10 protein-coding genes, 3 pseudogenes and 1 riboswitch are annotated in these 12,246 nt (G+C 43.3%); of the genes and pseudogenes, 12 read left to right on the top strand and 1 reads right to left on the bottom strand.

The genetic code is table 11. The features are described from left to right. The first annotated feature begins 2 nt into the window (after nucleotides 1–2). Nucleotides 3–1,589, top strand: a complete 1,587-nt coding sequence (serA, locus tag L0M13_RS15100) for a phosphoglycerate dehydrogenase (RefSeq protein WP_235197267.1) — start codon at nucleotides 3–5, stop codon at nucleotides 1,587–1,589. Between the two features lie 20 nt (nucleotides 1,590–1,609). Here serA and L0M13_RS15095 read toward each other — a convergent pair whose 3' ends face one another. Continuing rightward, nucleotides 1,610–2,413: an HAD family hydrolase gene (locus tag L0M13_RS15095; protein ID WP_235197266.1), complete on the bottom strand. Its 804-nt coding sequence runs from the start codon at nucleotides 2,411–2,413 to the stop codon at nucleotides 1,610–1,612. 121 nt (nucleotides 2,414–2,534) lie between these two features. Here L0M13_RS15095 and L0M13_RS15090 point away from each other — a divergent pair. From L0M13_RS15090 to ssuE, 11 genes and pseudogenes are all read left to right on the top strand, one after another. After that, a pseudogene (locus L0M13_RS15090) lies at nucleotides 2,535–3,645 on the top strand (nitric oxide synthase oxygenase). Nucleotides 3,646–3,657: 12 nt separating this feature from the next. Next, nucleotides 3,658–3,897 (top strand): hypothetical protein, encoded by a 240-nt coding sequence (locus L0M13_RS15085; RefSeq protein ID WP_235197265.1) that lies wholly within the window; start codon nucleotides 3,658–3,660, stop codon nucleotides 3,895–3,897. Nucleotides 3,898–4,200: 303 nt separating this feature from the next. Next, nucleotides 4,201–4,919: pseudogene (locus tag L0M13_RS15080) on the top strand (YebC/PmpR family DNA-binding transcriptional regulator). Nucleotides 4,920–5,157: 238 nt separating this feature from the next. Further along, nucleotides 5,158–6,387, top strand: a complete 1,230-nt coding sequence (locus L0M13_RS15075) for an acyl-CoA dehydrogenase family protein (protein WP_235197264.1) — start codon at nucleotides 5,158–5,160, stop codon at nucleotides 6,385–6,387. A 77-nt stretch (nucleotides 6,388–6,464) separates the two neighbouring features. Beyond that, nucleotides 6,465–7,049, top strand: coding sequence for a TetR/AcrR family transcriptional regulator (locus L0M13_RS15070; protein WP_260107614.1), 585 nt, complete (start codon nucleotides 6,465–6,467; stop codon nucleotides 7,047–7,049). 298 nt (nucleotides 7,050–7,347) lie between these two features. Beyond that, a pseudogene (locus L0M13_RS15065) lies at nucleotides 7,348–8,585 on the top strand (dicarboxylate/amino acid:cation symporter). 111 nt (nucleotides 8,586–8,696) lie between these two features. Continuing rightward, nucleotides 8,697–8,966, top strand: coding sequence for a hypothetical protein (locus tag L0M13_RS15060; protein WP_235197262.1), 270 nt, complete (start codon nucleotides 8,697–8,699; stop codon nucleotides 8,964–8,966). Between the two features lie 185 nt (nucleotides 8,967–9,151). Then, entirely contained in the window at nucleotides 9,152–9,721 is a 570-nt protein-coding gene (locus L0M13_RS15055) for a hypothetical protein (RefSeq protein ID WP_235197261.1), read from the top strand. A 1-nt stretch (nucleotide 9,722) separates the two neighbouring features. Further along, a complete protein-coding gene (locus L0M13_RS15050) occupies nucleotides 9,723–10,835 on the top strand; it encodes an MGDG synthase family glycosyltransferase (protein WP_235197260.1) in 1,113 nt (370 codons plus the stop codon). Between the two features lie 20 nt (nucleotides 10,836–10,855). Next, nucleotides 10,856–11,446 (top strand): DedA family protein, encoded by a 591-nt coding sequence (locus tag L0M13_RS15045; RefSeq protein ID WP_235197259.1) that lies wholly within the window; start codon nucleotides 10,856–10,858, stop codon nucleotides 11,444–11,446. 41 nt (nucleotides 11,447–11,487) lie between these two features. After that, a riboswitch (SAM riboswitch) is annotated at nucleotides 11,488–11,597 on the top strand. A gap of 100 nt (nucleotides 11,598–11,697) precedes the next feature. Then, complete coding sequence (gene ssuE, locus L0M13_RS15040) at nucleotides 11,698–12,243, top strand: NADPH-dependent FMN reductase (protein WP_235197258.1); 546 nt, start codon at nucleotides 11,698–11,700, stop codon at nucleotides 12,241–12,243. The last annotated feature ends 3 nt before the right edge of the window (nucleotides 12,244–12,246 follow it).

Below are 12,246 nucleotides of genomic sequence, written 5' to 3'. Positions count from 1 at the left end.
GTATGGCTTTTCAAATTTTGATCAGTGATCCGCTAAGTGAAGATGGCATTTATCCTTTGCGCCAGGCAGAAGGATTTAATATCGTGATGGAAACTAAATTGACTCCTGAACAATTAGGGGAACGGATCGGCGATTTCGATGCACTTTTAGTCCGAAGCCAAACGCAAGTGACACGAGCAATTATTGAAAAAGCCGAAAAGCTGAAAATTATTGGCCGGGCGGGGGTAGGCGTGGATAATATTGATTTGGAAGCGGCCACTGAACGCGGCATTATTGTCGTGAATGCGCCAGACGGCAACACCAATTCAGCTGCCGAGCATACAATCGCCATGCTGATGTCGATGGCCCGGAAAATCCCTCAAGCCTTCCATGCGCTGCGCAATAAAAACTGGGACCGCAAATCGTATGTGGGTGTAGAGCTCAAGAACAAGACGCTTGGCGTAGTCGGCCTCGGGCGCATTGGTGCAGAAGTTGCTGCACGGGCAAAAGGGCAGCGGATGAATGTCATTGCCTATGACCCTTTTTTGACAGCAGAAAAAGCGGACAAGCTGGGCATTGATTTTGGCACAGTGGAAGAAGTGTTAAAAGCGGCGGACTTTATTACCGTCCATACACCTTTATTGAAAGAAACGCGGCATTTGATAAATGAAGAGGCATTTAAAATCATGAAAGACGGCGTTCAAATCGTCAATTGTGCGCGAGGTGGAATCATCGACGAAAACGCCCTATACAATGCCATCAAATCGAAAAAAGTAGCCGGTGCGGCACTTGATGTATTCGAACAAGAGCCAATGGTCGATTTTCGTTTACTGGATTTGCCAGAAGTCGTGGCAACTCCCCATCTCGGTGCAAGTACCATTGAGGCGCAGGAAAGCGTTGCTGTGGATGTCAGCAAAGACGTCATCAGTTTCTTGACTTCAGGAATGGTGCGTAATTCAGTGAATCTGCCTTCTGTACCAAAAGAAATCATGGCAAAAATTGAACCCTATTTCGAACTGTCAGAACGGCTGGGAATATTTTTGACCGATTTGGCGGATGGCACCGCAGAAGAAGTGAATATCCAATATTCCGGAGAATTGGCGAATATGGAAGTCGGCCCGCTAACCCGCAATACATTAAAAGGCTTATTGAAGCGCCATCTCGGGACGCATGTCAATGATGTCAATGCGATGTATTTGGCCAATCAAAAAGGAATTACGGTCAACGAAAGCAAGTCTACCACAGCGAGAGGGTTCACAAATTTGATCACAGTGGAAGTGAAAACGGCAAAAGGCACTCGAAAAGCAGCTGGAACTTTGCTGAACGGACAAGGCATACGTATCGTCAAGGTTGATGATTTTATCGTCGATGTCGTGCCGAAAGGGCATCTAATGTTCATTCGCCACAATGACCGCCCTGGTGTAATTGGGCGCGTCGGAACCTTGCTTGGAACAGAAAACGTCAATATTGCGACGATGCAAGTGGGGCGTTCAAATGAAGGCGGAGCGGCTATCATGATGCTGTCCATCGACAAAGCAGCCCCGCAATCAAGCCTCGAGCAATTGAAAAACTTAGCCGAAATCGAAGAAGTGACAGCGATTAATCTATAAGCAAAAAGCAGAAAGGCTCTTTAGAGCTTTTCTGCTTTTTTGATGTGTTCCAGAATCGGCAGCAATTCCTGGAGGTGTTTGATCTCGTATGTAGGTAGAATGGTTTCGTGGGGAGCTTTAGCTTCCCGGTTGATCCAGACAGAACGGATGCCGGCTTTTTCGGCGCCGATAATATCGGTCAGGAGGTTATCGCCGACCATCAAGGCGTCTTCCGGCTGCAGGCTGAATTTCGATAAAGCATGTTCAAAAATGGCTGGAGCCGGCTTGCCGCGCCCGAATGCTCCGGAAATGACAATGTGGTCAAAATAGGGGGCAATTTCTGGTGTAATCTCAAGTTTCGTATATTGCAGCGATGGAGAGCCGTTCGTCAACAGCAGTAATTGATAGCGGCCTTTTAACTGATCCAGGATTTCCAAAGATTCTTCGTAAAGAATCGGACTTTGCTTTCTGGCTTCTGGAAAATAAGCGGCTAGCTTTCCACCGAGTGCAGGGTCCTCAATGCCGATTTTTTTCAATCCGCCTGTCCAAGCATCACGCTGATAATCCGATATTAAGGCTTTCATTTGCTGGAAATCATCGCCTTCATCATCGAAAATTCCCCATAATCCTTCAAAAGGATTGATGCCGATCATTTTCGTATAGGGGTAGGTAGCATAGCTGGCATAGAGTTCAGTTGCCTCGTTTCTTACCGCCTCTTCAAGTCCGCTGCAGTCTTTCCCACTGATTTCGGAAGCGAGCTTACAAGTTTTTGCGAAAGCCAAAGCCACACTTTTTTTATCCCATAATAACGTGTCGTCCAAATCAAAGAAAATCGCTTTTACCATGGATGGAATCTCCTTAATTTATATTTTCAAACTATTTCAAGTCTACTGCATCCACGCCTAAAAACAAAGAGCTATCATTTATGATATGAGCGGCGAGGTGTTATGATGAAACTAAGGAGTGATGTACGTGAAGGCAATTGAGACAAGGGATGCTTTGCTAGAAGAAGCGGCTGATTTTCTAGTGATTTGCTACACCGAGCTTGAAAAAAACGAGCAAGAGCTGGAAGATCGACTAGAGGCTGTAACCAAGGAAATTGAAGCGACAGGAACCTATCACCATACGTTCGAAGAATTAGAGCATGGAGCGAAGATGGCATGGCGCAACAACAACCGCTGCATCGGCCGGCTATTTTGGAATTCATTGACGGTTTTTGATGAACGCGGACAAAAAACAGCTGAAGGCGCATTTGAAGCCCTCGTTAACCATATTGATTTTGCGACGAATAAAGGGAAAATCCGCCCGGCAATTACGGTCTTTCCGGCTGCACATGATGGAGAAGATGAGATGCGCATCTGGAATCATCAATTGATCCGCTATGCCGGCTATGAAAAAGATGGAAAAGTGGTTGGAGACTCCAGTTCGATCGAATTCACGAAGCAATGCGAACAATTGGGCTGGGAAGGCGAAGGGACCCATTTTGATATTCTCCCGATTGTGATTCAAGTAAAAGGGCAAGAACCGCGCTATTTCGAGTTGCCGGAAGAGTCCGTGATGGAAGTCGAAATTACGCATCCTGATTTTGAAGGATTTAAAGAGCTGGATGCTAAATGGTATGCTGTTCCGATCATTTCCGAAATGAAGCTTGAAATCGGCGGCATCCATTATACAATGGCACCTTTCAATGGCTGGTATATGGGAACCGAAATCGGGGCGCGGAATTTGGCTGATGAAGACCGCTATGATTTATTGCCGGCAGTAGCAGAAGCAATCGGTGCGGATACAAGCTCGAACCGGACGCTCTGGAAAGACCGGGCGCTTGTCGAATTGAATGTCGCAGTCTTAGAGTCTTTCAATGAGGCGGGCGTAACAATTGTGGATCATCACACAGCTGCTAAGCAGTTTAGCAGCTTTGAGAAAAAAAGAGGCGGGAGCTGGACGCGATGTTACTGGCAATTGGGCTTGGCTCATTCCGCCGATGTCACCGGCCACAACGCATATTTTCCATAAGCCGTATAAGAACGACAAAGTGAAGCCTAATTACTTCTATCAGAAAGCGCCATACTCAACTTAATGGGTGGTTTTTATGAAAGAATTTAAAGTCACTTACTTTTTCGATGAAAATCATTACATCCGGAGGTTTGTCCACTTGGAATCTCAGGAAGAGGCGGAGCAATTGATCCGAAGCGAACGGGATCAGTATATTTCGTTCACGGATAGCCGCGGCATCTATCACGAATTGCATACGGGAAACGCCCGTGTGATTCAACTGTCCGAGTATTTCCGAACGGATAAGAACGAAAAGAAAAAGCGGCATTCTCTGTAAAAGGGAATGCCGCTTTTTGCAATTATTTAACTCTTCGGGTCCGACATTCGTTTCGAGTGTGCCGTCTTTGTATAGGAGCGAATTTGTTTCTTCAAATAAAGTAGAAGTGATGCGCAGCCCCATTTGGTTATCGACAATTGCCTTCGCTTTCATTTTCTTGAAGTTATGCACTGTATTTTATGAAGAGCTTTGAATTTTTTTCCTTTTCAATTTCTATAACTCGAAAAAATCCTGGCATTTATTATATAATAGAAGGAGTGAACGTTCTTCACATTCAAAGTTGAAAGAAAGTGGGAAACCAGAATGGGACGCAAGTGGAATAACATCAAAGAAAAAAAGCATCAAAAGATGCTAATACTAGCCGGATATATGCAAAATTTGGCCGCGAAATTTACGTAGCGGCGAAACAAGGGGAACCGGATCCTGAATCGAACCAAGCGTTGAAAGTGGTGCTTGAGCGCGCGAAAACTTATAGTGTGCCAAGAGCCATTATCGACCGGGCGATCGAAAAAGCCAAAGGCGGATCAGAAGAAAGCTACGATGAACTTCGCTATGAAGGATTCGGGCCGAATGGTTCGATGGTGATTGTCGATACTTTGACAAACAACGTAAACCGAACAGCTTCAGATGTACGCGCCGCATTCGGGAAAAACGGCGGCAATATGGGTGTCAGCGGATCTGTCTCCTATATGTTCGACCATACCGCAGTATTCGGCATCGAAGGCAAGAGCGAAGAAGAAGTGCTTGAACTATTAATGGAAGCGGATGTTGATGTACGCGACATCATCGCAGAAGAAGACTCTGTGATTGTTTACGCTGAGCCTGATCAATTCCATGTGGTTCAAGAAGCATTTAAAAATGCGGGCATTACAGAATTCACAGTAGCGGAATTAACCATGCTTGCACAAAATGAATTGGAGCTTCCAGAAGAAGCGCAAGCTCAGTTTGAAAAAATGATTGATGCCATTGAAGATTTGGAAGACGTTCAGCAGGTTTACCATAACGTCGAGTTGGCTGAATAGAATAAGCAAAGTGAAGACCCTTTCCGTTAACGCGGAAAGGGTCTTTGTTTTGTTTATCATTAAGTTTTAAAAAGAAAAAACTGGTTAATTAAATAAATATTTAAAATCGTTTGAAAATTGACTTGTAATTCAAAAAAAGAACCCTTATACTATTTTTGAAGATAGGTTCTAAATTTTACAACTAATTTGAGAAACTCAAGAACTTGCAACTTTAAAATAAAGTCAGGGGGAAGTTGAAATGCTTAAAGAGTTATCACCTAAAGCACAAGAACTACGAGTGAAATTAATAAAATTTATGGACGAGTACATTTATCCGAATGAAAAAACGGTTGAAAAATATATCGAAGAAGCGGAAGACCGCTGGACAATCCCACCGATTATTGAAGAATTAAAAGCAAAAGCGAAAAAGCAGGGGCTGTGGAACTTATTTTTGGACCATCCAGAATACGGCGCAGGCCTTTCAAATTATGATTACGCACATCTTTGTGAAATTATGGGCCGCTCTTTAATTGCTCCAGAAATCTTTAATTGCAACGCCCCGGATACAGGGAATATGGAAGTTTTCGTGAAATACGGAACCGAAGAACAGAAGAAGCAGTGGCTTGAGCCGCTCTTGCGCGGCGAAATCCGTTCATGCTTTTCAATGACAGAACCAGATGTGGCTTCTTCAGATGCAACAAACATCCAAAGCAGTTTTGTCCGGGATGGAGATGAATATGTCATCAACGCCAAGAAGTGGTGGACGACTGGCGCGATGGACCCCCGCTGTAAAATAGCGATCGTGATGGGCAAAACCGATCCGGATGCTCCGAAGCACCAGCAGCAGTCGATGATTTTGGTGCCATTCGACCTGCCAGGAGTCGAAATCAAGCGACCGCTGACCGTTTTTGGCTACGACGATGCGCCGCAAGGGCATGCTGAAGTCCATTACAATAACGTCCGGGTACCAGCATCAAATATGCTGCTTGGCGAAGGCCGTGGATTTGAAATCGCGCAAGGACGCCTTGGACCAGGCAGAATTCATCATTGCATGCGCGCAATTGGAGCAGCAGAAAGGGCACTTGAATTATTATGCAAACGTACCGACAGCCGAGTGGCATTCGGTTCCACTTTAGCTGAAAAAGACGTCATCCGGGAAATTATTGCTGAAAGCCGCGTTGAAATAGAGCAAGCACGTCTTTTAACATTGCATGCTGCTCATAAAATTGATGAAGAAGGTGCTAAAGCAGCCAGGAAAGAAATTGCGATGATTAAAATCGCGGCTCCACGTGTTTCGTTGAATGTCATTGACCGGGCGATCCAAGTCTTTGGCGGAGGCGGTTTAACAGAAGACTTCCCGCTCGCGGCTCATTATGCGAATGCGCGGACGCTGCGTTTAGTAGATGGTCCCGACCAAGTTCATTTACGCGATATCGGACGCCTTGAATTGCGTGAACAATTAAAAGAAGAAGTCAAAAGCAATCAATAGGAAAGAGCAGAACCGCAAGAAATTAGTGGGGATTCTGCAGTTAAATCTATACGATTAAAGGTGGGGGGAGGAATTTGATGAAGCTGAGAGAACGAAAAGCAGCTAAGAAAAAGGAAGACATCCTCCGTTCAGCCAATTCCGTTATTTCAAGACAAGGATTTCATAAAACCACAATGGAAGACATCGCTGCTGAATTGCTTATGACTAAAGGTTCTCTTTATTATTATTTTAAGAACAAAGAAGAATTGCTTTTTAATTGCCATGATCTCATTTTATTGGAAGCAATGAAATTGCTTAAAAATATATATCAAGAAAATATTTCTTCGAAAGAAAAAATGGAAAAAGCAATAAGAGTCCATTTGGATATTGCGATACAGGAAAAAGAGATATTCAGCTTAATTATAAGACCCGAACAGATTTTTTCAGAAGAGAATATTGATGATATCACGAAAAGACGGGATGCCTATGCCGGTTTATTCGATAAAATTATTTCTCAAGGCGCAGAAAGAGGAGAATTCCATTTAACACAGCAGAAAATGGCACGAATGATTATACTGGGAGCTGCTAACTGGATTCCTGTATGGTATTCCGAAAAAGGGGAGTTCAGCAAAGAGGAAATTGAAGAAATCTATGCTGGATATCTGATTAAAATGTTGCTTTAAAAATTCAGATGAAGGAATGGATTGAATGAGGAAAGACCATGTAATTACTCAATTTCACAAAAGGGCAGATAAATTGAGATGTTCAGTTTATCTGTCCTTTTTTGCCGCCAAGTCAGCTATGTAAAAAAGTAGGCATCTAAAGGATTTTATCCTTGTTTTTGTTACAGAAAAGCAGAAATGAAAACTAGAATCACTATATAAATATACTAAAATTTTACTAAACAACCGACATTCCACTGTAATTTTTTTCAGTTTTCGGGTAAACTAAAGCCTAATCTTAAAAAAAGGAAGATGATGAATGAAAAAACCTGGTTTAACTATAAAAGTGTTAACTGGATTGGTCTTAGGGGCAATTGTTGGTTTGCTTATCAATTTGTTTGCACCCGGATCATTTGAGACTTTAAATACATACGTATTTGTTCCTGTTGGACAATTATTTTTGAGCTTGATCAATATGCTCGTTGTGCCGCTTGTATTCTTTTCTATTGTACTTGGAACAGCAGGGCTTGGAGATCCAGCAAAGCTTGGCCGGATTGGTTTGAAAACGATTACTTACTTTTTAGTGACGACGACGATCGCTATTGTAATCGGCCTTTCATTGGCAGCGCTGATTGAACCGGGACTTGCTGGCGACTTTGACTTAGAAGGGGCATCTTTTGAATCGGAACAAGCTCCGTCAGTGGTTGATACCTTATTGAATATTGTTCCTTCAAACCGCTCGCTGCTTTGACTGAAGGCAATATGCTGCAGATCATCGTTTTTGCGGTATTTGTCGGCTTGGCTTTAACCACGCTAAAAGAAAAAACAGCCGGTTTGCTTAAATTGATGGAGCAAGGCAATGAAGTGATGATGTACCTGGTAGGCGTTGTAATGAAGTTCGCTCCCTATGGCACATTCGCATTGATTGCAACAGCAGTCGGTTCACAAGGATTTTCAGCGATGAAAGCAATGGGGGCTTATATGCTTGTCATACTGGCAGCGTTAGCAATCCATGCGGCCATCACATATGGCGGGACCATCGCCTTTTTGGCTAAGAAAAATCCAATTTGGTTTTTCAAGAAGTTCGCGCCTGCTATGACAGTCGCATTCAGTACGTCAAGCAGTACAGCCACTTTGCCGGTTTCGATGGAAGTCGCCCAAAAAGAATTGGGCGTTCCGAAGTCGATCAGTTCATTCGTACAGCCGCTTGGCGCCACCATCAACATGGATGGTACCGCGATTATGCAAGGGGTGGCAACGATGTTCATCGCTCAAGCTTACGGCATCGATTTGACGGCAATTGAACTGGCTACAGTTGTTCTGACAGCGGTTCTTGCAAGTATCGGCACAGCCGGAGTTCCTGGCGTTGGCCTTATTATGCTTGCGATGGTATTGAGCAGCGTGGGTCTTCCTGTAGCGGGAATTGGCTTGGTGATCGGAATTGACCGTTTGTTAGACATGACGAGAACAGCTATCAATATTTCAGGAGATGCGGCATGTGCAGTTTATGTAGCGGAAACTGAAGGCAAAAGAGACATTAGAAAACAAGAAGCATAAGCATAAGAAATGGCAGCCCGCTTTCACTTTATAGTGAAAGTGGGCTGTTTTTAATTATCTGAACTTTTGGTGGTATACTGTCCTTAAAGAATAGAAGCAGGAGGCGAAGAGATGTACGATGTTTGGAAAATCCGATACAAATTGCATAATATACGGGTTGAGAAAAACTTAGGCAGCCAAAAGCTTTACGTCGACGGGGTTTTGCAAGATGAACAAGTTGGATTTGCATTGAGTTCAAGGCTGTTTGGAAAGCTAAAAAATGAAGACGGCGAAACCGAAGACATCAAAGTTTCGATCGGCATCAATTGCCTGGAATCGCAATGTTTGATTTTTATCGGTGAGAAATTGGTTTATTCCACAAAAGTGCAATGGGAAGGCTGAAGCGAGAGATGCAGAAATGCATCTTTTTTTATTTGGCTAAATGTAACAACGGCTTATATCCAACTACGTCTCAAGTCCTGTAAAGGAAAAGTCCTGCGCCCGATGCTCTGTTTTTTCTGTGGAGCTAAACTTAAATTAACTTATTAACCGGTGCTGCAGAAGGCAGCAGTAGAGGAGATGCGGCAATGGACGTCTACATTCTTTTTACAGATACGAAAACTTCATTAGCGAAATTGATCAAAACGTATACTCGCCATCCTTACAGTCACGTTTCGTTAGCGTTTAGTTCTGACTTGGCCGAAGTCTATAGTTTTGGACGGAAAAATGCGGAGAATGCTTTTAACGGCGGCTTTGTAAAAGAAGAAATGGGCAATCACTTATTTCAGCGAGCGCAATGCGCGGTATTCAAATGCTCGGTTGATACTAAGGGGTTTGAAGCGATGAAAAAATTCGTTTCTGCGATGGAACAGGACCGGGACCGTTATAAATATAATCTAACGGGATTATTCGGAGTGGTGGTAAAACGCGGACTTGGATGTGAAACTTCGTTTTTCTGTTCTCAATTTGTAGCGGAAGTGCTGGGGGAAGGAGGCATCAGAATTTCTGCGAAGCCTCCGCGTTTAACGATGCCGAGAGATATATTCTGTTCCCAGTCCTTGGAACTGGTTTACAGCGGACCATTAGCAGACTATCCGCGTTTAAGTTCTCCAAAGATAGATAAAAAAGAAAGTCAGTTATGGATGGAGGCGCTTTGATATGAAGAAAGTATTGATATTTCCCTTACTGAACAGTATGCCTTCGGGCCATCATCAAGTAGCAGAAGCGATGAGTGAATTCATCGGAGGCCATTCAGCGGAAGTTGAATGCAAAAAGATTGATTTGTTGAGTGAATGGAATGCAAAAATCGAATCGGCAACAGTTAAGGCGTATTTGAATTGGATCCGGAGAGCGCCGAACTCTTATGCATGGATTTATCGGCAATTTGCATACAGATCGCCAAAAGAAAAGAGCCATAGAACGTATGAATGGCTTTTTATGAAAAAAGTTAGCGAAATTTTAGAAAGGGAAAAACCTGACTTGATCATTTGTACACATGGATTTCCTTCGCTATTTATCAATAAGCTGAAGAAACAAGGGAAATGCAAAGTCCCTTGCCTGAATGTGTATACGGATTTTTTCGTGAATGATGTATGGGGAAGAGCGTGCATTGATTATCATTTTGCGCCAAACCAAGCGATTAAAGGAACGTTATGCCATAGCTATGGAATTCCAGAAAGCCGCGTTTTTGTAACAGGCATACCGGTGAGTGAAAAGTTCAGCAATCAAAAAGATCATCGTTCCAAAAAACAATTAACTGTTTTAGTTTCAGGAGGAAGCACTGGACTAAGCGAAGTCTTGGACCAACTGGATGAAGAAATCAGTGCCGAAAAATGGAGTTTTCAAGTTCTTTGCGGAACCAACAAAAAACTCCAGCAGAAAATCATCGGTTTAAACCATCCGGCCATCCATGCGATTCCTTACATTTCTTCAAAGGAGATAATGAATAGGCTGTACAACGAAGCTGATGCTATTGTGACAAAACCGGGAGGAGTCACTATCAGCGAAGCGCTAAGAAAAGAATTGCCGATTTTCATTCCAGCGGCTCTTCCAGGGCAGGAAGAAATCAATCTGGCTTATTTACTGGAGGAAAAACTGGTGTTTGCGGTTCCTGAAGGGCGCCGGCTAATGGATTTTGTAAATGAGACCTTGGCGGATGAAGAAATCATTGAACGATTTCGAACACGCGTCAAAGCTTATAAAAGTTCTTTGAACCTGAAGAACTCGGATGAGATTTACCGGGAAATCGAAAAGATTTTAGTGGGCAATTAAGCGACTGGAGAGTGAGCGGTATGGTTGAAGGGATACTGGCTTTTCTTGAAAGCTTAGGGATGCTGGGCTTATTCAGTGTGATGTTTTTAGAAGGATCGTCTATGCCGTTTCCCGGAGTGGCCCTTGTGATTGCTTACGGCGGATTGTTGAATCATAGCCTTGCAGCCACTGCCTTGTTATCGGCCGGCTTGGCAGCGGCCTATAGTGTCGCAAGTTTAATTCCTTATTTCCTGGGCAATAAACTTCAAACTTTCTTTCAGAAAAAATTCGATAAAGGATTAAAGAAGGCTTCTATATTATTTCATCGCTACGGCATTTGGAGCATTGCCATTTCACGTCCATTCGGCATCGGAAATTACATTTCTTATCTGGCGGGCATGAGCAGGATTCCAATTGGGAAGTATGGAGCGCTGACTTTCATCGGCATTTATCCTTGGTGCTTTGCCATGCTTCGCATCGGCCATTATTTTAATGGGAATTACGACGCTTTTAAATCTTTTGTGGCAGCCAATCAAATTTCAATGTACGGCTATATTGTTGTTCTCCTTGGGGCAATTGGCATCTGGCTCTATATGAAAACGAGAAGTCAGAATAATAAATTTAATGCTTGACACTTTTAATTCCTAGCATTATGATAGGCATTAATTAAATAAACTTATCCAGAGAAGCCGAGGGACTGGCCCGTTGACGCTTCAGCAACCTCTGACTTTGTCAGAAAGGTGCTAACTCCAGCAAGAAGATTTTTTTCTTGAGAGATAAGGACAGAACCTATTAGATTTAATAGCCTTCTTTTCTTGATATCGAGAAAAGGGGGCTATTTTTTATTTTTGAAAAAAACGATTCAACAGAAAGGGAGAATGAAATGAGTGAAATTGTGATTTTATCAGGAAGCCCTGCGAAGGAATCCAGATCTGAATTGGTGTTAAAACATTTAGGTGAATTATTGGAGAAACAAGGATTTTCAGTCGCCCATATTTCCGTGAGGGACGTTCCGCAGGAAGATTTGTTCGAAGGGCGCTTCGGCAGTCCGGCTATCGCTGAAATCAGTACATTACTCCACCAGTCACGGGGAGTTATTGTCGGATCGCCTGTTTACAAAGCAGCCTATTCAGGTGTATTGAAAGCATTGATCGATCTCTTGCCGCAAGATGTGCTGCAAGCGACTCCGGTTTTGCCGTTGATGACGGGAGGAAGTTCTGCTCACTTATTGGCGCTTGAATATACGTTAAAACCATTGCTTGCGAACTTGAAAGGACAGAGTTTAAAAGGCATCTACCTAGTCGACAGCCAAATTGATAAAACGAATCCACATCAGCCAATCATTGAAGCAGAAATTGAGCAGCGGCTGAAAAAGCAGCTGGAATACTTCTTAGAGATTATCGAAAGGCAGCCGGTGACGAGCGCATAATAT

The organism is Planococcus sp. 107-1 (assembly GCF_021513255.1).
In the GTDB taxonomy this organism is placed as follows: domain Bacteria; phylum Bacillota; class Bacilli; order Bacillales_A; family Planococcaceae; genus Planococcus.
The sequence above is the reverse complement of the archived record's forward strand: the minus strand, read 5'-3'. Positions and strand labels throughout refer to the sequence as shown.